This is a genomic window from Streptomyces sp. NPDC016309, assembly GCF_043077235.1.
GTDB lineage: Bacteria > Actinomycetota > Actinomycetes > Streptomycetales > Streptomycetaceae > Streptomyces.
On sequence record NZ_JBIBSG010000009.1, the window covers coordinates 1 to 19,882 of the forward strand.

The following is a 19,882-nucleotide window of genomic DNA, read 5'->3' on the forward strand; positions in this document are numbered from 1 at the left end:
GCTCTCCGGCGGGGTGCAGGCCTGTATCGGCGCCCGGCGTACCACCCCGCCCCCCCCCGCCCGCGGACTTACCGGAGACGGGGCCCCCCCCCACCCCGGGGGGGCGCCCCTTCTCCGTTATGCGGAGGACGGCGCTAGCGCATCTTGCCGCCGCGCGGCATCCGCATGCCCTTGGGCATCGGGCCCTTCGGCAGCGGCATGTTGCTCATGAGGTCGCCCATGGCGCGCAGCCGGTCGTTGGCGGCGGTCACCTGGGGGCCGGAGAGCACCCGCGGCAGCTTGAGCATGGTGGTGCGCACCTTCTTCAGCGGCACCTGGCCCTCGCCGTTGCCGACGATGATGTCGTGCACCGGGACGTCCACGACGATGCGGGCCATCCGCTTCTTCTCGGCCGCCAGCAGCGTCTTGAGCCGGTTCGGGTTGCCCTCGGCGACCAGCACGATGCCGGCCTTGCCGACCGCGCGGTGCACCACGTCCTGGTTGCGGTTCATCGCGACCGCCGGGGTGGTCGTCCAGCCGCGGCCCACGTTCTGCAGGACGGCGGCCGCCGCGCCGGGCTGGCCCTCCATCTGCCCGAAGGCCGCCCGCTCGGCGCGGCGCCCGAAGACGATCGCCATCGCGAGGAAGGCCAGCAGGAAGCCCAGGATGCCCAGGTAAACGGGATGCCCGATCAGGAAGCCGATCGCGAGGAGGACGCCGAAGACGACGAGTCCCACGCCCGCGACGACGAGACCGACCTTGGGATCGGCCTTTCGGGTCATCTTGTACGTCAGAGCGATCTGCTTCAGTCGCCCGGGGTTCGCAGCGGCGTCACCGCTGTCTGATGTTGCCTTCCTCGCCATGCTCTGAAGTTTACGTGGCCCGGGAAGTGTGGCCCGCCACGGCCTCCAGTACGTGCTGCGCCTCGACCCGGTCCTTGGCGCGGCGCCGGTCCTCCAGGACCGACGTCCAGGCGTTGCGCCGGGCGGTGCGCTGGCCGCCGCCCAGCAGCAGCGACTCGACGGCGCGCAGGGCGCCGGTGACCGACGGGAAGGGCTGGGCCCGGACCTCGGAGACATCGCGTGCGGAGCGCGCCGGGCGCGCCTGGTCTGCCGTGCGTACCTGCTGGGTCGCGGCCTGCATGTTCGGGGTCCTCCCTGGGAGCGGGTTCTGCGGGAGTGGGGGTCGTACGCGGCGTCCGCGCGCGGCGGTGTGCGCGGGGCGTACAAGCATCGTCACTGATTGGTGTTACCAGGACGTGACCGACGGGTCAAACGCCGGTGAAACCCGCGCGCCCCGCCCCGGGACGCGACACGGCCCGCGCACGCCCCTCACCTGCGGGGTGTGCACGGGCCGGGTCGTCAGGGCCGCCGGACCTGTGCGGCGATTCACACGGCGGTCTGGCTCCGCCGCTCCATCGCCTGCTGGAAGAGCCGGCCCGCGCGGTACGAGGAGCGGACCAGCGGGCCCGACATCACACCGGAGAAGCCGATCTCGTCGGCCTCCTCCTTCAGCTCCACGAACTCCTGCGGCTTGACCCACCGCTCCACCGGGTGGTGGCGCACCGAGGGCCGGAGGTACTGGGTGATGGTGATGAGCTCGCAGCCGGCGTCGTGCAGGTGCTGGAGCGCCTCGCTGACCTCCTCGCGGGTCTCGCCCATGCCGAGGATCAGGTTCGACTTGGTCACCAGACCGGCCTCACGGGCCTTGGTGATGACCTCCAGCGAACGCTCGTAACGGAAACCGGGGCGGATGCGCTTGAAGATCCGCGGCACGGTCTCGACGTTGTGCGCCAGCACCTCGGGGCGGGCGGAGAAGACCTCGGCCAGATGCTCGGGCACCGCGTTGAAGTCGGGGATCAGCAGCTCGACCTTGGTGTGGCCGCCCTCGCGCTCCGCGGTCATCCCGTGGATCTGCCGCACGGTCTCCGCGTACAGCCAGGCGCCGCCGTCCTCCAGGTCGTCGCGGGCGACGCCGGTGATGGTGGCGTAGTTCAGGTCCATCGCGACGACCGACTCGCCCACGCGGCGCGGCTCGTCCCGGTCCAGCGCCTGCGGCTTGCCGGTGTCGATCTGGCAGAAGTCGCAGCGCCGGGTGCACTGGTCACCGCCGATGAGGAAGGTCGCCTCGCGGTCCTCCCAGCACTCGAAGATGTTCGGACAGCCCGCCTCCTGGCAGACCGTGTGCAGTCCCTCGCTCTTGACGAGTTTCTGGAGCTGGTTGTACTCGGGGCCCATCTTCGCCCGGGTCTTGATCCACTCGGGCTTGCGCTCGATGGGGGTCTGGCTGTTCCGGACCTCCAGGCGCAGCATCTTGCGTCCGTCGGGTGCGACTGCGGACACGGCTGGCTCCTACGGCTTCGATTCCTCGGCGAACACCAGGGTACGCCCGATAAAAGTGTGACCTTCTCGGCGATGGTCGTGACGCCTGGCCAACCTCTGGCCCAAGGGTTGCATTCCCGCGCGTACGGACCGCCCTGGACCGCCCTAGGCGGTCGCCACCGGCTCCGCGTCCCGCTCGATCTCCCGGGGCCTGAGCTCCGCGTTCTCCAGCACGTCCCGCAGGTGGCGTTCCACCACCGGCAGCACCTCGGCGATGGTCACCTCCCGGCCGACCTCCTCCGACAGCGACGTCACCCCGGCGTCCCGGATCCCGCACGGGACGATCCGGTCGAACCAGGTGTTGTCCGGGTTCACGTTCAGCGAGAAGCCGTGCATCGTGACGCCCTTGGCCACCCGGATGCCGATGGCCGCCAGCTTGCGGTCCTCGCGGCGCTGGCCGGCGTTGGACGGGGCGTACTCGGGGCCGTTCAGCCGCGCGTCGAACTCGTCGTCGTGCAGGCGCGGGTCGAAGTCCAGCGACAGGCCGCCCAGCGAGGGGCGCTCCTCCACCGGGTCGCCCAGCACCCAGACGCCGCTGCGGCCCTCGATCCGGGTGGTCTCCAGGCCGAAGTCCGCCGCCGTGCGGATCAGCGCCTCCTCGAGGCGCCGTACGTGCGCGACCACGTCCACCGGACGCGGCAGCTTCATGATCGGGTAGCCGACGAGCTGGCCGGGACCGTGCCACGTGATCTTGCCGCCGCGGTCCACGTCGATCACCGGCGTGCCGTCCAGGGGGCGCTCGCTGTCCTCGGTGCGCCGCCCGGCCGTGTACACCGGCGGGTGCTCCAGCAGCAGACAGGTGTCCGGGACCTCGTCCGCGAAGCGGGCGGCGTGGACCTCGCGCTGCATGTCCCAGGCCCGCTGGTACTCGACGGCGTCCGCGCCGAAGCCCACCCGGACGAATCGCAGCTCACTCACGGCAACGCCTCCCTAGAACCATGCGCCAGAACCTTGCAGCGTGCACTCATCGCGCCCCACGGCCACTGTACGGCGGCGCGGACGATCACCGACCGGCAGGTGCGGCCTGGCACACACCCGGCACCGGCCGTCAGCGCCGCCCCCAATCCTCACACGATCGGATGAATGTGGGGCGAAGACGGCGGTACGGACGTCCGGGGCAGTTAAATTCGCGCCGTTCCAAGGGGGTCTGCACCCCGGCCCAGAAGGCAAGGCAGGAGACCGCACAGCTGATGACGGATCGCCCCCCGCAGCGCACCCCCAACCGCCAGCTCGCCGCCCTCATCGCCGAAGCCGGGTTCTCCAACGCCGGCCTCGCCAGACGCGTCGACCAGCTCGGCCTCGAACACGGCCTCGACCTGCGGTACGACAAAACGTCCGTGACCCGCTGGCTGCGCGGCCAGCAACCGCGCGGCACCACTCCGGCACTGATCGCCGAGGTCTTCACCCGACGCCTGGGCAGACGGCTGTCCGCCCAGGACCTCGGCCTGGACGCCTGCGCCCCGGTCTACGCCGGACTCGAATTCGCCGCCACGCCCGAGGAGGCCGTCGACATCGTCAGCGGGCTCTGGCGCAAGGACTCCGGCAGCCACGCCGAACTCCGCAAGATCGCCTTCACCCCGGCCGGACTCGTCGTCCCCAGCCGCGACTGGCTGATCGGCCGCGCCGACGAACGCGTGGGCCGGGGCGACCCCCACCACCCGGCCGAGCCCCGCGTCCCCGCCCAGGGCCGCGCCCCCGCCGCCCCGCCCGTCTCCGTACCCCGGCAGCGCACCACCGACCGCGGCCCCGGCCAGCGCGTCACCGGCGGCGACATCGCCGCCCTCCGCTCCGTGGGCGAACTGTTCCGCACCCTCGACCACGCCTACGGCGGCGGGCACGCCCGGCAGGCCCTCGTCCGGTACCTGGAACACGAGGCCGAGCCGATGCTGCGCGGTGTGTACGGCGAGACCGTCGGCCGCCGGCTCTTCGGCGCGGCCGCCGACCTGACCCGGCTGGCCGGCTGGACCTCGTACGACATCGCGGCCCACGGCCTCGCCCAGCGGTACTTCGTCCAGGCCCTGCGGCTCGCCCAGGCCGCCGGCGACCGCGCCTACGGCGCCTACGTCCTCATCACCATGAGCCGCCAGGCCGTCTACCTCGGCCACGGCCGCGAGGCCGTCCAACTCGCCCGGGTCGCCCAGCAGGGCGTCGGCTCCTCCGCGCCGCCCGTCGTCCAGGCGATGCTCCACTCCGTCGAGGCCCGCGGGCACGCCGTCCTCGGCGAGGTCCGGGCCGCGACCTCCTCCCTCGTCCGGGCCGAGCGGGCGCTGGACGCCGCCCGGCCCGGCGACGACGTGCCCCACTGGGCGCGGTTCTTCGACGAGGCCCAGCTCGCGGACGACTTCGGCCACTGCCACCGGGACCTCCAGCAGTACCGGGCCGCCGCCCAGCACGCGGAACGCTCACTCCAACTGCGCGCGCCCGGCTTCGCGCGCAGCCGCCTCTTCTGCCGGGTCGTCCTCGCCACCGCCCGCCTCGGCCTCGGCGAACTCGACCAGGCGTGCGCCCTCGGCGCGGAGGCCGCCCAGCAGGCGTCCGAGATGCGCTCGGCCCGCGCCGCGGAGTACGTCCGCGAGTTCGAACGTCGACTGGAGCCCTACCGGGACGCGACCGCGGTGCGGAACTATCGGGACCGGGTCGGCGCCATCGGCTAGCCGGCCCCCGGAGACACGGCGGACACGGCGGACGCGTGCCCCGGGGCCCGCGAGCCCGGCGGCATCCGAAGGGAGACGTCCTAGGCCGCCACCCGCAGCGGAGGCGCCTCGTAGGAGGACGGGACGCCCAGGTCCCGGAGGACCGCGTCGGCGGCGCGGCGGCCCGACCGGTAGGCGCCCTGCACGGTGCTCGTGTCCCGGTGGTCACCGCACACGTACAGCCCGCCCAGCAGCCGCACCGGCCGCCGCGGGTCGTGCGGGGGCAGCATCGCCGGGACGGCCTCCGGATCGTGGTGCACGGCCAGCAGCTCCCAGTCGTCGGTGCCCGTCCCGTACAGCGCCGCCAGATGCCTCCGGACCCGCTGGTCGAGCCGGTCCGGCGGGCTGCCCAGCACCGTCGAGCTGACCAGGACGCGGCCGTACGGCGCCCGCGACGGGTCGACCTCGCTCATCACCGCCGAGTGCGACACCGGACCCGCGCGGTCGGCGTCCAGCACCAGGGCCGCGTCCGGCAGCGGGGCCGCCGGCGCGGTGTGGTGCACCACGGTCACCTGGTGGAAGTCCGGCACGCGCAGCCCCGGCAGCAGCTCGCCCGCCGCCCGGGCGCCGGTGGCCACCACCAGGCAGCGGCAACTCAGCTCGCCGTGCTCCGCGGTGACGACCCGGCTGATGGACGCGTCCTTCACATGGACGCCGGTCTTCACCGTGCCGGGCGGCAGCGTCGCCGCCAGCAGCTCGGGCAGCGCGGCGGCGCCCCCCGCCGGAACGCACAGCCGGCCGCGCGCGAAGTCCCGCAGTGCCAGGTCGGCGCAGCGGCTGGAGGTGGTCAGGTCCGGGTCGCTCAGCAGCGCCGACAGCAGCGGGCGGACGAATCCGCTGACGGTACGGGCCGGCAGGCCGCGGCCCGCGAGCCCGTCCAGCGCCGGGCGCTCGGGGCGGGCCAGCAGCCGGGCGTCCTCCGTCGCGGCCAGCCGGGCCAGCGCGGCCCCCAGCCGGGCCTGGTCCAGCGGGCGCGGCGCGCTCGCCAGCGCCCGCGCCCGGGCCCACCGGGCACTCCTGCCGACCTCGCCGGTGCGGTGCAGCCGGCCCTCGCTGTGCACCAGGACGCCCGGCTGGAAGAGCCGCAGGTCAGCACCGCCCAGACCGGGGTACGAGGTGCTGAACAACTGCCCGGTCCGGTCGAGCCGGAACCCGTCGATGTGCTCGGTGGCCATGCGGCCGCCGATGCGGGAAGCGGCTTCCAGGACGCTGACGGTCACTCCCGCACTGGTCAGTTGATGAGCCGCGGCGAGTCCCGCGATTCCGGCTCCTACGATGATGACGTCCGCGTGGCGTGCGCGCTCAAACACGTGTCCCTCCCCGGGGTGGCGGTTCGGTGCGTGGGGGGCTCATGCCCTTAACAGGGCCGTGGAATACCCGAGTTCGGGCTCCGAGCGTATGAGCGGGCCGAGACCCCGGTCACACGCGCGCGCGGGGGGTCACCGAAGCAACGGGGGTCGCACGCGGCCGGAATCCTCCGGGCGGCCGAGCCCGGAACCACGGGAGCGGTGGGCGGGCTCTTGGACCACCGGTCGGGCTCGCGCCGCTGGGTGGGGTCGGGTGCCTGGGCCGGCGCGCGTCCCCAGGGCGGCCGAGCCCGGACGGACAACCCCTGCGCCGACCCCACGGCAACCACGTCCGGGCGGGCGACCCGCGGGGCAGGCCGCGGGGCCGGGCCGCCGCCGCGGACCTACGCGGCGGCGATCGCCGTGTCGATCGTCGGGAAGGCGAAGCGGAAGCCCGACTCCAGCAGCCGGGCCGGGAGGACGCGCTGGCTGCCGAGCACGTCGGACGCGAAGTCGCCCAGCGCGACCCGCAGCGCCGGGGCCGGCACGTGCAGGAACGCGGGACGGCGCAGTACGCGGCCCATCGCGGCGGTGACCTCCCGGTTCGTGACCGGGTCCGGGGCGGTGAGGTTCACCGGGCCGGACAGGGACTCGGTGTCCAGGATGTGCCGCAGCGCGGCCACCTCGTCGTGCAGGGAGATGAAGCTCCAGTACTGCTCGCCCCTGCCCAGGCGGCCGCCCAGCCCCGCCCGGAACAGCGGGAACAGCCGCCCCCACGCGCCGCCCTCGCGCGCCACCACCAGCCCGGTGCGGGCGTACGCGACACGGACGCCCGCCTCCTCCGCGGCGGCCGCGGCGCCCTCCCACTCCACGCACACGGACGGCAGGAAACCGTCCCCCGGGGGAGCCGTCTCGTCCACCGCCCGGGACCCGGTGTCGCCGTAGTAGCCGAGAGCCGTGCCGCACAGCAGGACCTTCGGCGGGGTGTCGAGCGAGGCGAGGGCCTCCGCGACGGCCGCGGTGCCGAGCACCCGGCTGTCGCGGATCTCCTTCTTGTACGCCTCGCTCCAGCGGCGCTCGCCGACGCCCGCGCCCGCGAGGTGCACGACGGCGTCGCAGCCGACGAGCCCGGCCGCGTCCACGTACTGCCGCCGGGGGTCCCACTCGACCTCGTCACCGGCCCGCGCGGGGCGCCGCACCAGTCTGACCACGTCGTACCCGTCGGTCCGCAGCGAGCGGACGAGGGCCGACCCGATGAGACCGGTGGAGCCGGTGACCGCGATACGAGCGATACCGATACGTTTCATGCGCCCATCCTGCCGCGTGGCACAGTGTCGGGCATGAGCACCCCGCACATACGCCTGGCACGGCCCGGGGACGACGACGCCCTCGGGCGGCTCGACCGTGAGACCTGGTCGCCGCTGCACGCGGTACAGCCGCCGCCGCAGCCGCCGTACGACCCGTTCTTCGACTCCTCGCACCGGCCGGAGGACTTCCTGGTCGCCGAGGCCGAGGACGGCCGCCCCGCCGGATACATCCGGCTCGTGCCGCCCACGCGGCTGGCCTGCAACCGGCACGTGCGCCAGATCCAGGGCCTCGCCGTCGCCGAGTGGGCGCGCGGCCGTGGGGTGGCACGCGCCCTGCTGCGTGCCGCGTGCGACGAGGCCGTCCGCCAGGGCGCCACCCGCATCACCCTGCGCGTCCTCGGCCACAACAAGCCCGCCCGCACGCTGTACGCCTCGGAGGGGTTCGTCGTGGAGGGTGTCCTGCCGGGCGAGTTCTTCCTGGACGGGCGGTACGTCGACGACGTCCTGATGGGCCGCAGCCTCTGAAGCACCCGCGGCACCCGGGCCGCCCCGGGCACCCGGGTGCCCGGGTCACACGCCGAACCGGTCCCAGAGCCGGGGAAAGCGCTCCTCCAGCGCCGCGTCGTCGTCGAAGTCGAACGGCGTGCCCTCAGGCTCCGGGGCCTGCGGCGGGATGCCCAGGTCCGGCGCGACCGCGCCCGTGAGCTGCTCGTACGCCTCGTCCGCCGCGTACCCCAGCTCCTCGCCGTCCCCGTCGATCTCCTCGTCGAAGTCCTCCAGCAGCTCCGCCAGCGTGTCGGGCTCGTGCACCGCCCCCTCGAACACCTCGCGGCCCTGGCCGATCAGCCAGCAGCGGAAGTAGTCGAACGCGTCGTCGCTCGCCCCGCCCAGCAGGACGGCCGCCGCGCCCCACAGGTCCCAGGTGTACGCGCGGTTGTAGCGCGCCTCGAAGTGCCGGGCGAAGTCCAGCACGGAGTCGGGATCGAGCTGGAGCAACCGCTCGACGAGCAGCTCCGCGTGGTCCTCGGGGTCGCCCTCGGCGGCCTGGCGGGTGGTGTCGATGATCTCCCAGAACTCCGTCTCGTCCATCACGGGACAAGCATCCTGGGTCGGAGGACGCAGTGCACGCGGAGCGGCCGAAAAGAAACCGGACAGAGGATGTCGCGTATCACCGGCAGGATGGTCGTATGACGAACGACAACACTTCTGCCGCGCCCCTCGCCGGCACCACCGCCCTCGTCGCCGGCGCCACCCGGGGCGCCGGCCGCGCCATCGCCGTCGAGCTCGGCGCCGCCGGAGCCACCGTGTACGTCACCGGCCGCACCACCCGGACCGGCGTCAGCGAGGTGGGCCGGCCGGCCGAGACCATCGAGCAGACCGCCGAGCTCGTCACCGCGGCGGGCGGGGAGGGCATCGCCGTACCGGTCGACCACCTCGAGCCGGCGCAGGTCCGGGAACTCGTCGACCGGATCGACCGGGAACGCGGACGGCTCGACGTCCTGGTCAACAGCCTCTGGGGCGGCGACCACCTGATCCCCTGGGGCAAGAAGATGTGGGAGACCGACCTCGACCAGGGCCTGCGGATGCTGGAGCTGGGCGTCCGCAGCCACGTCATCACCAGTAGCTGCGCCCTCCCGCTGCTCGTGCGGAACCCGGGCGGACTGGTGGTGGAGATGACGGACGGGACGGCCGAGTACAACACCCGCTTCCGGGAGAACTTCTACTTCGACCTCGCGAAGAACGCCCCGCTGCGCATGGCCTTCTGCCTCGGCGAGGACCTGAAGGCGGTGGGCGGCACGGCGGTCGCCCTCACCCCCGGCTACCTCCGCTCCGAGATCATGCTCGACATCTACGGCGTGACGGAGGAGAACTGGCGGGACGCGACGGAGAAGGAGCCGCACTTCGCCGTCGCCGAATCACCCGCGTACGTCGGCCGGGCCGTCGCCGCGCTCGCCACCGACCCCGACCGGCACCGGTGGAACGGCCGGTCGCTCTCCAGCGGGCAGCTCGCCCGGGAGTACGGCTTCACCGACACCGACGGATCGCGCCCGGACGCCTGGGGGTACTTCATCGACGTGGTGCACGGCGGGAAGGACGCCTCCGCGGAGGACTACCGGTAGAGGGCCGCCATCCGGTCCGCCGCCCCGGCGAACAGCGCCCGCAGCGAGGCGGGCTCCAGCACCTCCGCCTCCGGCCCCAGCCGCAGTAGCTGGCCGTACGCTACCTCCTCCGACTCCACCGGCAGGGTCACCGTCACCCGGCCCTCCGCGTCCGGCGGGCCGGCCGCCTCCAGCGCCTCGCGGGCGGCGGCCCGGTCCGCCACGTACGGCAGGCCCCGCACCCCGGCCTCCGTCAGCCGCACCACCGCCTCCGTCCGCAGGATCGAGCGGGCGAACTGGGCGGCCCGCTCCTCCCAGAACCCCGGCAGGTCGAAGTCCTCGTCCCGGGTGAACCGCTCGTCCCCCGGCGTCACCGCCGTGAAACGGTCCACCCGGTAGACCCGGAAGGACGCCCCGGCGCGGGCGCAGAGGTACCAGACGCCCGCCTTGAGCACGAGCCCGTACGGCGCCAGCTCCCGCTCCACCTCGCCGTCGTCCCGGCGCCGGTAGCGCACCGAGACCGTACGGTCGTCCCACACGGCCTCCGCCAGCACCGGCAGCAGCTCCGGCGTCTCCGGCTCCTGGTACCAGCCCGGCGCGTCCAGGTGGAACCGCTGCGCCGCCGAGGAGGGCGCGTCCCGCAGCGACGGCAGCAGCGCGGCCGACACCTTCAGCCGGGCCGCCGACGCCGCGTCCTCCAGCCCCATCCCGCGCAGCGCGCCCGGCACCCCGGACAGGAACAGCGCCTCCGCCTCGCTGCGCGCCAGCCCCGTCAGCCGCGTCCGGTAGCCGCCGATCAGCCGGTAGCCGCCAGCCCTGCCCCGGTCGGCGTACACCGGCACACCGGCCTCCGACAGGGCGAGCGCGTCCCGGGTGATCGTGCGCTCGGAGACCTCCAGCTCCCGCGCCAGCTCGGCGGCCGTCATCGAGGGGCGGGACTGGAGCAGGAGCACCATCTTGATCAGGCGGGCAGCGCGCATGGCCCCATCATGCAAGAGGCCCCCGCCGTAGCGGGGGCCCCTGGAAGCACGGCTCCTACAGGCCGTAGCGCTCGCGGGCGTCCTTCACCTGGGAGACCGGGACCTCCCCGCGCTTGGCGAGCTGCGCCAGCGCGGCCACCACGATCGACTCGGCGTCCACGCCGAAGTGGCGGCGGGCCGCCTCCCGGGTGTCCGACAGGCCGAAGCCGTCCGCGCCGAGCGAGCTGTAGTCCTGCTCGACCCACTGCGCGATCTGGTCCGGCACCTGGCGCATGTAGTCGCTGACCGCCAGCACCGGGCCCTGGGCGTCGGCCAGCGCCTGGCGTACGTACGGCACCCGCTCCTCGCCGCGCAGCAGCGCCGCGTCGGCCTCCAGCGCGTCGCGCCGCAGCTCGGTCCACGAGGTCGCCGACCATACGTCGGCGGTCACGCCCCAGTCGGCGGCCAGCATCTCCTGGGCCTTCAGCGCCCAGTGGATCGCCGTGCCGGAGGACAGCAGCTGGAGGCGCGGGGCGTCGGCCGTGACCGGCGTGCCCTCCTTGAAGCGGTACAAGCCCTTGAGGATGCCCTCGTCCACGCCCTCGGGCTTGGCCGGCTGCGGCATCGGCTCGTTGTAGACGGTCAGGTAGTAGAAGACGTTCGGGTCCTCGCCGGGGGCCGTCTCGCCGTACATCCGGCGCAGGCCGTCCTTGACGATCACCGCGACCTCGTACGCGAACGCCGGGTCGTACGTCAGCGCCGCCGGGTTGGTCGCCGCGATGACGGGGGAGTGACCGTCGGCGTGCTGGAGGCCCTCACCGGTCAGCGTGGTGCGGCCGGCGGTGGCGCCGACGAGGAAGCCGCGGCCGAGCTGGTCGCCGAGCTGCCACATCTGGTCGGCCGTGCGCTGCCAGCCGAACATCGAGTAGAAGATGTAGAACGGGATCATCTGCTCGCCGTGCGTGGAGTACGCGGTGGCGGCGGCGATGAAGTCGGCCATCGAGCCGGCCTCGGTGATGCCCTCGTTGAGGATCTGGCCGTCCTTGGCCTCGCGGTAGTACATGAGCTGGTCGCGGTCGACCGGCTCGTAGGTCTGGCCCTTCGGCGAGTAGATGCCGAGCGACGGGAACAGCGACTCCATGCCGAAGGTGCGGGCCTCGTCCGGGACGATCGGCACCCAGCGCCTACCGGTCTGCTTGTCGCGGATCAGGTCCTTCATCAGGCGGACGAAGGCCATGGTCGTGGCGACCGACTGCTGGCCGGAGCCCTTGTCGAAGGCGGTGAAGGTCTTGTCGGCCGGCGCCGGCAGCGGCTCCAGGGCGTGCATGCGGCGCGCCGGGGCGGGGCCGCCGAGGGCGGCGCGGCGCTCCTGGAGGTAGCGCACCTCGGGGGAGCCGGCGCCGGGGTGGCCGTAGGGCACCTGGCCGTCGGCGAAGGCGGAGTCCGGGATCGGCAGGCCCAGCAGGTCCCGCATGTCCTTGAACTCGTCCACCGAGAGCTTCTTCATCTGGTGGTTGGCGTTCTTGGACTCGAAGCCCTTGCCGAGGGTGAAGCCCTTCACCGTCTGGGCGAGGATCACCGTCGGGGCGCCCTTGTGCTCCAGGGCGGCCTTGTACGCTGCGAAGACCTTGCGGGGCTCGTGGCCGCCGCGGGAGTACTGGAAGCACTCGATGATCTTGTCGTCGGACAGCAGCTTCGCCATCTCGACGAGGGCGGGGTCCTTGCCGAAGAAGTCCTCGCGGATGTAGGCGGCGTCGCGGGTCTGGTACGTCTGGATCTGCGCGTCCGGCACCTCGCGCAGCCGGCGGACCAGCGCGCCCGTGGTGTCGAGCTGGAACAGCTCGTCCCAGGCGTTGCCCCACAGCGACTTCACGACGTTCCAGCCGGCGCCGCGGAACTGGGCCTCCAGCTCCTGCACGATCTTGAAGTTGGCGCGGACCGGGCCGTCCAGCCGCTGGAGGTTGCAGTTGATGACGAAGGTGAGGTTGTCGAGCTCCTCACGGGCGGCGAGCGCGAGGGCCGCCGTCGACTCGGGCTCGTCCATCTCGCCGTCGCCGAGGAACGCCCAGACGTGGGAGTTCGAGACGTCCTTGATGTTGCGGTTGGTCAGGTAGCGGTTGAACCGCGCCTGGTAGATCGCCGACAGCGGGCCGAGGCCCATGGACACCGTCGGGAACTCCCACAGCCAGGGCAGGCGCCGCGGGTGCGGGTAGGAGGGCAGGCCGTTGCCGCCGGACTCCTGGCGGAAGTTGTCCAGGTGCTGGGCGTTCAGGCGTCCGTCGAGGAAGGCGCGGGCGTAGATGCCGGGCGAGGCGTGGCCCTGGATGTAGAGCTGGTCGCCGGAGCCGTCCTGCTCCTTGCCCCGGAAGAAGTGGTTGAAGCCCGTCTCGTAGAGCCAGGCGGCGGAGGCGAAGGTGGCGATGTGGCCGCCGACGCCGTACTTGGAACCCCGGGAGACCATGGCGGCCGCGTTCCAGCGGTTCCAGGCCGTGATCCGCGCCTCCATCGCCTCGTCGCCGTCGAAGCCGTAGCCGGCCTCGGCGGCGGTGGGGATGGTGTTGACGTAGTCGGTTTCGAGCAGCTTGGGCAGCGCGAGACCGGCGCCCTCGGCGCGCTCCAGGGTGCGCCGCATCAGGTACGCGGCGCGGTGCGGCCCGGCAGCCTGGGCGACGGCGTCGAGGGACGCCTGCCACTCGGCGGTCTCCTCGGGGTCGCGGTCCGGCAGCTGGTCGAGCTCGCTCGGCTGGATGCGGGTGGGGTCGGTCATAGTCGCCGCCTTCCGGAGTCGAAGGGGTGGGGAGCCCTTGGTCTTGGCAGGACAGGGCGAGGGGACCTCTGTTGAAGTCCGCGGACGACTGTACGACCGTGATCGATGATCGATCAAAGCGTTCGGGGAAAAATGTTCGCCCCAGGCCCAAAGTCGGCATTCGGTGCCACGAAAATGGGCACCCGGTGCCTTGTTTTCGCAGGTTTTCGCAGGTGGGAGCAGCGGATGAGCGCGCGTTCCGACCGATGAGCGGGGGGCCTGCTCAGGCGCGCGGGGCGCAGCCGAGGACGTGCTCCTTCACCAGGACGCCGATCGCGGGGTCCCGGCGGCGGAAGGCCTGGACGAGCTCCTCGTGCTCCTCCGCGTACGACTTCTGTACGGTGCCGAGCCAGCGGATCGACAGGGCCGTGAAGACCTCGATGCCCAGCCCCTCCCAGGTGTGCAGCAGCACCCCGTTGTGGGCGGCCCGCACCAGCTCCCGGTGGAAGCCCACCGTGTGGCGCACCTGGGCCGTGCCGTCGGCCCGCGCGTCCGCCTCGTAGAGGGCCGCCACATGGGGCTCCAGGGCCGAGCAGTCCTCGCCCAGCCGGTCGGCCGCCAGTTCCGCGGCGATCTGCTCCAGACCGGCCCGCACCGGGTAGCTCTCCTCCAGGTCGGCCGCGGTGAGGTTGCGCACCCGCACGCCCTTGTTGGGCGCCGACTCGATGAGCCGGAGGCTCTCCAGCTCGCGCAGGGCCTCCCGCACGGGCGTCTGGCTGACCGCCAGCTCGGTCGCGATCCGCCGCTCCACGATCCGCTCGCCCGGCTTCCAGCGGCCGCTGACGATGCCCTCCACGATGTGCTCGCGGATCTGCTCGCGCAGCGAGTGGACGACGGGCGGGGTCATGGGTGCTCCTTCGCTGCTGCGGCGGTCGCTGGCCATTATTCCGCCCGGTCAGCCCGTACGGCGGCCCCGGGCGGGAGACACCGGTCACGCCCCGGTGCCGTGGACACGACAGCGGCGCCCCCGGCCCGAAGGAACTCCGGACCGGGGGCGCCGCCGTCGTACGCCCTGCTGCTGGGGACTACAGGCCGAGGTCGACCTCGAACTCGCCCGCCTCCAGGATCGCCTTGACGGCCGTCAGGTAACGGGCCGCGTCGGCGCCGTCCACCAGACGGTGGTCGTAGGAGAGCGACAGGTACGTCATGTCGCGGACCGCGATGGTCTCGCCCAGGTCCGGGTGGTTGATGACCACCGGGCGCTTGACGGTGGCACCGATGCCCAGGATGGCGACCTGGTTCGGCGGCACGATGACCGTGTCGAACAGCGCGCCGCGCGAGCCGGTGTTGCTGATCGTGAAGGTGGCGCCGGACATGTCGTCCGGGGTGAGGCCGCCGCCACGGGCCTTGCCGGCCAGCTCCGCGGTCTTCTTGGCGATGCCGGCGATGTTCAGGTCGCCCGCGCCCTTGATGACCGGGGTCATCAGGCCCTTCTCGGCGTCCACGGCGATGCCGATGTTCTCCGAGTCGAAGTACGTGATCGTGCCCTCGTCCTCGTTGATCCGGGCGTTGATGACCGGGTGGGCCTTCAGCGCCTGGGCCGCCGCCTTCACGAAGAACGGCATCGGGGACAGCTTGACGCCCTCACGGGCGGCGAACGCGTCCTTCGCGCGGTTGCGCAGCTTCATCAGCTTGGTGATGTCGACCTCGAGGACCGAGGTCAGCTGGGCCTGCGAGTGCAGCGCCTTCATCATGTTCTCGCCGATGACCTTGCGCATCCGGGTCATCTTGACCGTCTGGCCGCGCAGCGGGGACGTCTCCAGGGCCGGGGCCTTGGCGGCGGCCGGGGCGGCCGCGGCGGGAGCCGGGGCAGCGGCGGCGGCCTTCGCGGCCTCGGCGGCGGCGACGACGTCCTGCTTGCGGATACGGCCGCCGACGCCGGTGCCCTTGACGGACGCCAGGTCGACACCGTTCTCGGCCGCGAGCTTGCGGACCAGCGGCGTCACGTACGCGCCGTCCTCCGCCGGCTGTGCGGCGGCGGGGGCGGGGGTGACGGGAGCGGCCGGAGCGGCGGCCGGAGCCGGGGCGGCCGGAGCCGGGGCCTGGGCGGCGGGCGCGGGCTGCGCCGGAGCCGGGGCGGGCGCCGGAGCGGCGGGGGCGGCCGGAGCCGGAGCCGCGGCCGGAGCCGGGGCCTCGGCTGGAGCCGGGGCCTGGGCGGCGGGAGCCGGGGCGGCCGGGGCCTGGGCGGCGGCCGGAGCCGCACCCGGAGCGCCGATGACGGCCAGCTTGGCGCCGACCTCGGCGGTCTCGTCCTCGCCGACCACGATCTCCAGCAGCACTCCGGAAGCCGGGGCCGGGATCTCGGTGTCGACCTTGTCCGTGGAGACCTCGAGCAGCGGCTCGTCCTCCGTGACCTCCTCGCCGACCTCCTTCAGCCAGCGGGTGACGGTGCCCTCGGTGACCGACTCGCCCAGCGCGGGCAGCACGACGTCGGTGCCCTCGGCCGAACCACCGCCGGCGGCGGCCTCGGCGGTCGGGGCGGGGGCGGGAGCCTCGGCCTCGGTGGACGGGGCGGCCTGCGGGGCCGGGGCCTCCTGCGCCGGAGCCTCCTGCGCCGGGGCCGGAGCGGCCTCGGCGGCGGGGGCGGCCTCGGCGGCCGGGGCACCCGAGCCGTCGTCGATGACGGCCAGCTCGGCGCCGACCTCGACGGTCTCGTCCTCGGCCACCTTGATGGAGGCCAGGACACCGGAGGCCGGAGCGGGGATCTCGGTGTCGACCTTGTCGGTCGACACCTCCAGCAGCGGCTCGTCGGCCTCGACGCGCTCGCCCTCGGCCTTCAGCCAGCGGGTGACAGTGCCCTCGGTGACGCTCTCGCCGAGCGCCGGCAGGGTTACGGAAACCGACATGGTTTCGGTTGCTCCTAACGAATTGCGGAAAGTGGTCGTCGCGCCCGGACTGAAGGCGTCAGTCGTGGGAGTGGAGGGGCTTGCCGGCCAGCGCCAGGTGGGCCTCGCCGAGCGCCTCGTTCTGCGTCGGGTGGGCGTGGATGAGCTGCGCGACCTCGGCCGGCAGCGCCTCCCAGTTGTAGATCAGCTGCGCTTCGCCGACCTGCTCGCCCATGCGGTCACCGACCATGTGGACGCCGACCACGGCACCGTCCTTGACCTGCACCAGCTTGATCTCGCCGGCGGTCTTGAGGATCTTGCTCTTGCCGTTGCCCGCGAGGTTGTACTTCAGGGCGACGACCTTGTCCGCGCCGTAGATCTCCTTGGCCTTCGCCTCGGTGATGCCCACGGAGGCGACCTCGGGGTGGCAGTACGTCACCCGCGGCACGCCGTCGTAGTCGATCGGAACGGTCTTCAGACCGGCCAGACGCTCCGCCACCAGGATGCCCTCGGCGAAGCCGACGTGCGCGAGCTGGAGCGTCGGGACCAGGTCGCCCACGGCCGAGACGGTCGGCACGTTGGTGCGCATGTACTCGTCGACCAGGACGTAGCCGCGGTCCATCGCGACGCCCTGCTCCTCGTACCCCAGACCGGCCGAGACCGGGCCGCGGCCGATGGCGACGAGCAGCACCTCGGCCTCGAAGGTCTTGCCGTCCGCCAGGGTGACCTTGACGCCGTTGTCGGTGTACTCGGCGCTCTGGAAGAACGTACCGAGGTTGAACTTGATGCCGCGCTTGCGGAAGGCACGCTCGAGGAGCTTCGAGCTGTTCTCGTCCTCGACCGGCACGAGGTGCTTCAGGCCCTCGATGATCGTGACGTCGGTGCCGAAGGACTTCCACGCCGAGGCGAACTCGACGCCGATGACGCCGCCGCCCAGGATGATCGCGGACTCCGGGACCCGGTCCAGCGTCAGCGCGTGGTCCGAGGAGATGATGCGGTTGCCGTCGATCTCCAGACCCGGGAGCGACTTCGGCACGGAACCGGTGGCGAGGAGGACGTGCCGGCCCTCGACCCGCCGGCCGTTCACGTCGACGGAGGTCGGGGAGGACAGCCGGCCCTCACCCTCGATGTACGTCACCTTGCGGGAGGCGACGAGACCCTGGAGGCCCTTGTACAGGCCGGCGATCACGTCGTCCTTGTACTTGTGGACGGCCTTGATGTCGATGCCCTCGAAGGAGGCCAGGACACCGAACTGGTCCGCCTCACGGGCCTGGTCCGCGATCTCACCGGCGTGGAGCAGCGCCTTGGTGGGAATGCAGCCGTTGTGCAGGCAGGTGCCGCCGAGCTTGTTCTTCTCGATCAGTGCGACGTCCAGGCCCAGCTGCGCACCCCGCAGGGCCGCGGCGTACCCGCCACTGCCACCGCCGAGGATCACTAGGTCGAAAACGGTGCTGGCGTCGTTCGCCACGTCACGTCCTCCATGCATGTGCGCCGGTCGCCGGTCGTCCACGACCGGGCGGCGGCTGGTGTTCGGCCGCTGTTTCTTCGGCCCTGTGGTGGGGGCCCTGTCCTGCCGAGAACCCATCTTCGCACTTGTTGCCGGAGACCGGGACGCGGGGCTGTTCTTTCCGGGGCTCGGTTCGGCTCCGGGGCGCTCCAGCGTGTGCCGACGGTCGATCGTGCTCGACCCCTCGTTCCTCGGGGCCTCCGCGCGTTCTCCCTTTCGGCACCCGCCGCGCCCCTTCGCCTCACTCGCCCCCTCATCCGGCTCGGTACGGCTCCGGGGCGCTCAAGCGTGCGCCGACGGTCGATCGTGCTCGACCCCTCGTTCCTCGGGGCCTCCGCGCGTTCTCCCTCTCGGCACCCGCCGCGCCCCTTCGCCTCACTCGCCGGGGGGCGGCGGCCCCGGGCGGGGGTCCGCCCGGGGCCGCTGGTCACGCGGGTGTCAGCCGAGGTCGCCCGCGGCGGTGCGCTCCGCGAGCTTCACCAGGGTGCGGACCGCCGAGCCCGTACCGCCCTTCGGGGTGTAGCCGAAGGGGCCGCCCTCGTTGAAGGCGGGGCCGGCGATGTCCAGGTGGGCCCAGGTGATGCCCTCGCCGACGAACTCCTTGAGGAACAGGCCGGCCACCAGGCCGCCGCCCATCCGCTCGCCCATGTTGGCGATGTCGGCGGTGGGGGAGTCCATGCCCTTGCGCAGGTCGGCCGGGAGCGGCATCGGCCAGGACGCCTCGCCGACCTCCTCCGCGATCTCGTGGATCGCGGTACGGAAGGCGTCGTCGTTCGCCATGATGCCGAACGTGCGGTTGCCCAGCGCCAGCACCATCGCGCCGGTCAGGGTCGCCACGTCGACGATCGCGTCCGGGTTCTCCTCCGAGGCGCGGGTCAGGGCGTCCGCCAGGACCAGGCGGCCCTCGGCGTCGGTGTTCAGGACCTCGACGGTCTTGCCGCTGTACATGCGCAGCACGTCACCGGGCCGGACCGCGGAACCGGACGGCATGTTCTCGGCGAGCGCCAGCCAGCCGGTGACGTTCACCTCCAGGCCCAGACGGGCAGCGGTGACGACGGCGGCGAACACCGCGGCCGCGCCGCTCATGTCGCACTTCATCGTCTCGTTGTGGCCGGCCGGCTTCAGCGAGATGCCGCCCGAGTCGTAGGTGATCCCCTTGCCGACCAGGGCGAGCGTCTTGTCCGCCTTGGGGTGCGTGTACGCCAGCTTCACCAGGCGCGGGCCGTTCTCCGAGCCCTGGCCGACGCCCAGGATGCCGCCGTACCCGCCCTTGACGAGAGCCTTCTCGTCCAGGACCTGCACCTTGATGCCGTGCTCCTTGCCGGCCGCGGTGGCGATGGCGGCGAAGGACTCGGGGTACAGATCGTTCGGCGGGGTGTTGACCAGGTCACGGGCGCGGTTGATCTCCTCGGCCAGCGCGACGGCGCGCTCGACCCCGGCCTTGTACGCCTTGTCGCGCGGCTTGGCGCCCAGCAGGACCACCTCGGCGAGCGGGCCCTTGGCGTCCTTGCCCCGCTCCTGGTAGGCCGTGAACGCGTACGCGCCCAGCAGCGCGCCCTCCGCGATCGCCTCCGCGTCCTCGACGGCCTCGACCGGCAGGGCGAACGCGGCCTTCTTCGTGCCGGCCAGCGCGCGGGCGGCGGAACCGGCGGCACGGCGCAGCGCCTCGGCGTCGTACGTCTCGTCCTTCTCCGGAGCCGCGCCGAGCCCCACCACCAGGACGACCGGGGCCTTCAGCCCGGACGGCGAGGGGAGCTTGGTCACCTCGCCCTCGGAGCCCGAGGCGCCGAGGGTCTCCAGGACGGTGGCGAGCTTCCCGTCGAACGCCTTGTCCACGGCCTCGGCGCCCGGAGCGGCAACGAGCCCCTTGCCGCCCTTCGGGCTCTTGGCGACGCCGACGACGAGAACATCGGCGCGCAGGGTCGCCGCGCCGGCGGTGCTGAGAGTGAGAGCAGTCACGGTGGTGAAATCTCGCTTCCGTTGAGTTCTGAGGCGGTCGAGGGATGGGACGACCGGGTCCTGCCGCATCGTAAGTCCCGC

16 protein-coding genes are annotated in these 19,882 nt (G+C 72.8%); 3 read left to right on the top strand and 13 right to left on the bottom strand.

Features of this window, described 5'->3' with window-relative positions; genetic code table 11:
* Positions 1-134: 134 nt before the first annotated feature.
* The 4 genes from ACF068_RS22530 to lipB form a co-directional block, all read right to left on the bottom strand.
* Positions 135-842 (bottom strand): DUF4191 domain-containing protein, encoded by a 708-nt coding sequence (locus tag ACF068_RS22530; protein WP_392276068.1) that lies wholly within the window; start codon positions 840-842, stop codon positions 135-137.
* Positions 843-852: 10 nt separating this feature from the next.
* A complete protein-coding gene (locus tag ACF068_RS22535; RefSeq protein ID WP_392276069.1) occupies positions 853-1,122 on the bottom strand; it encodes a hypothetical protein in 270 nt (89 codons plus the stop codon).
* Between the two features lie 245 nt (positions 1,123-1,367).
* Complete coding sequence (gene lipA, locus ACF068_RS22540) at positions 1,368-2,321, bottom strand: lipoyl synthase (RefSeq protein WP_392276070.1); 954 nt, start codon at positions 2,319-2,321, stop codon at positions 1,368-1,370.
* Positions 2,322-2,465: 144 nt separating this feature from the next.
* On the bottom strand, positions 2,466-3,278 hold the full coding sequence (gene lipB / locus ACF068_RS22545; protein ID WP_392276071.1) for a lipoyl(octanoyl) transferase LipB: 813 nt from the start codon (positions 3,276-3,278) through the stop codon (positions 2,466-2,468).
* A gap of 272 nt (positions 3,279-3,550) precedes the next feature.
* On the opposite strand from lipB, the gene ACF068_RS22550 reads away from it, so the two are divergent.
* Positions 3,551-5,014 (top strand): regulator, encoded by a 1,464-nt coding sequence (locus ACF068_RS22550; RefSeq protein ID WP_392276072.1) that lies wholly within the window; start codon positions 3,551-3,553, stop codon positions 5,012-5,014.
* Positions 5,015-5,094: 80 nt separating this feature from the next.
* Here ACF068_RS22550 and ACF068_RS22555 read toward each other — a convergent pair whose 3' ends face one another.
* Both ACF068_RS22555 and ACF068_RS22560 read right to left on the bottom strand, forming a co-directional pair.
* The gene (locus ACF068_RS22555) at positions 5,095-6,363 is read right to left on the bottom strand and encodes an FAD-dependent oxidoreductase (RefSeq protein WP_392276073.1); all 1,269 of its coding nucleotides are present in this window, start codon (positions 6,361-6,363) and stop codon (positions 5,095-5,097) included.
* A gap of 380 nt (positions 6,364-6,743) precedes the next feature.
* Positions 6,744-7,646 carry a TIGR01777 family oxidoreductase gene (locus tag ACF068_RS22560; protein WP_392276074.1) on the bottom strand — a complete coding sequence of 301 codons (903 nt, stop codon included), beginning with the start codon at positions 7,644-7,646 and terminating at the stop codon, positions 6,744-6,746.
* 33 nt (positions 7,647-7,679) lie between these two features.
* Here ACF068_RS22560 and ACF068_RS22565 point away from each other — a divergent pair, with 33 nt between their 5' ends.
* Positions 7,680-8,171 carry a GNAT family N-acetyltransferase gene (locus ACF068_RS22565; RefSeq protein ID WP_392276075.1) on the top strand — a complete coding sequence of 164 codons (492 nt, stop codon included), beginning with the start codon at positions 7,680-7,682 and terminating at the stop codon, positions 8,169-8,171.
* A 45-nt stretch (positions 8,172-8,216) separates the two neighbouring features.
* On the opposite strand, the gene ACF068_RS22570 is transcribed toward ACF068_RS22565, so the two are convergent.
* Positions 8,217-8,735, bottom strand: a complete 519-nt coding sequence (locus tag ACF068_RS22570) for a DUF4240 domain-containing protein (protein ID WP_392276412.1) — start codon at positions 8,733-8,735, stop codon at positions 8,217-8,219.
* 98 nt (positions 8,736-8,833) lie between these two features.
* Here ACF068_RS22570 and ACF068_RS22575 point away from each other — a divergent pair, with 98 nt between their 5' ends.
* Entirely contained in the window at positions 8,834-9,766 is a 933-nt protein-coding gene (locus ACF068_RS22575) for an SDR family oxidoreductase (RefSeq protein WP_392276076.1), read from the top strand.
* Here the strand turns inward: ACF068_RS22575 and ACF068_RS22580 are convergent.
* From ACF068_RS22580 to ACF068_RS22605, 6 genes are all read right to left on the bottom strand, one after another.
* Complete coding sequence (locus tag ACF068_RS22580; RefSeq protein ID WP_392276077.1) at positions 9,757-10,725, bottom strand: helix-turn-helix transcriptional regulator; 969 nt, start codon at positions 10,723-10,725, stop codon at positions 9,757-9,759. The two genes, ACF068_RS22575 and ACF068_RS22580, sit on opposite strands and share 10 nt — an antisense overlap.
* Positions 10,726-10,780: 55 nt before the next feature.
* Positions 10,781-13,471, bottom strand: coding sequence for a pyruvate dehydrogenase (acetyl-transferring), homodimeric type (gene aceE, locus ACF068_RS22585; protein ID WP_392276078.1), 2,691 nt, complete (start codon positions 13,469-13,471; stop codon positions 10,781-10,783).
* 262 nt (positions 13,472-13,733) lie between these two features.
* Complete coding sequence (locus ACF068_RS22590; protein WP_392276079.1) at positions 13,734-14,357, bottom strand: GntR family transcriptional regulator; 624 nt, start codon at positions 14,355-14,357, stop codon at positions 13,734-13,736.
* Positions 14,358-14,535: 178 nt separating this feature from the next.
* The gene (gene sucB, locus ACF068_RS22595) at positions 14,536-16,356 is read right to left on the bottom strand and encodes a 2-oxoglutarate dehydrogenase, E2 component, dihydrolipoamide succinyltransferase (protein WP_392276080.1); all 1,821 of its coding nucleotides are present in this window, start codon (positions 16,354-16,356) and stop codon (positions 14,536-14,538) included.
* Between the two features lie 58 nt (positions 16,357-16,414).
* Positions 16,415-17,803, bottom strand: coding sequence for a dihydrolipoyl dehydrogenase (lpdA, locus tag ACF068_RS22600; RefSeq protein WP_392276081.1), 1,389 nt, complete (start codon positions 17,801-17,803; stop codon positions 16,415-16,417).
* Positions 17,804-18,280: 477 nt separating this feature from the next.
* On the bottom strand, positions 18,281-19,801 hold the full coding sequence (locus ACF068_RS22605; protein WP_392276082.1) for a leucyl aminopeptidase: 1,521 nt from the start codon (positions 19,799-19,801) through the stop codon (positions 18,281-18,283).
* Positions 19,802-19,882: the final 81 nt, after the last annotated feature.

What these genes read in the sequence shown, in the direction of transcription:
- ACF068_RS22560 (WP_392276074.1), bottom strand. Translation starts at nt 7,646, where the DNA reads ATGAAACGTATCGGTATCGCTCGTATCGCGGTCACCGGCTCCACCGGT.
- ACF068_RS22575 (WP_392276076.1), top strand. Translation starts at nt 8,834, where the DNA reads ATGACGAACGACAACACTTCTGCCGCGCCCCTCGCCGGCACCACCGCC.
- ACF068_RS22580 (WP_392276077.1), bottom strand. Translation starts at nt 10,725, where the DNA reads ATGCGCGCTGCCCGCCTGATCAAGATGGTGCTCCTGCTCCAGTCCCGC.
- ACF068_RS22590 (WP_392276079.1), bottom strand. Translation starts at nt 14,357, where the DNA reads ATGACCCCGCCCGTCGTCCACTCGCTGCGCGAGCAGATCCGCGAGCAC.
- ACF068_RS22565 (WP_392276075.1), top strand. Translation starts at nt 7,680, where the DNA reads ATGAGCACCCCGCACATACGCCTGGCACGGCCCGGGGACGACGACGCC.
- ACF068_RS22550 (WP_392276072.1), top strand. Translation starts at nt 3,551, where the DNA reads ATGACGGATCGCCCCCCGCAGCGCACCCCCAACCGCCAGCTCGCCGCC.
- sucB (WP_392276080.1), bottom strand. Translation starts at nt 16,356, where the DNA reads ATGTCGGTTTCCGTAACCCTGCCGGCGCTCGGCGAGAGCGTCACCGAG.
- ACF068_RS22570 (WP_392276412.1), bottom strand. Translation starts at nt 8,735, where the DNA reads ATGGACGAGACGGAGTTCTGGGAGATCATCGACACCACCCGCCAGGCC.
- ACF068_RS22530 (WP_392276068.1), bottom strand. Translation starts at nt 842, where the DNA reads ATGGCGAGGAAGGCAACATCAGACAGCGGTGACGCCGCTGCGAACCCC.
- aceE (WP_392276078.1), bottom strand. Translation starts at nt 13,471, where the DNA reads ATGACCGACCCCACCCGCATCCAGCCGAGCGAGCTCGACCAGCTGCCG.
- ACF068_RS22535 (WP_392276069.1), bottom strand. Translation starts at nt 1,122, where the DNA reads ATGCAGGCCGCGACCCAGCAGGTACGCACGGCAGACCAGGCGCGCCCG.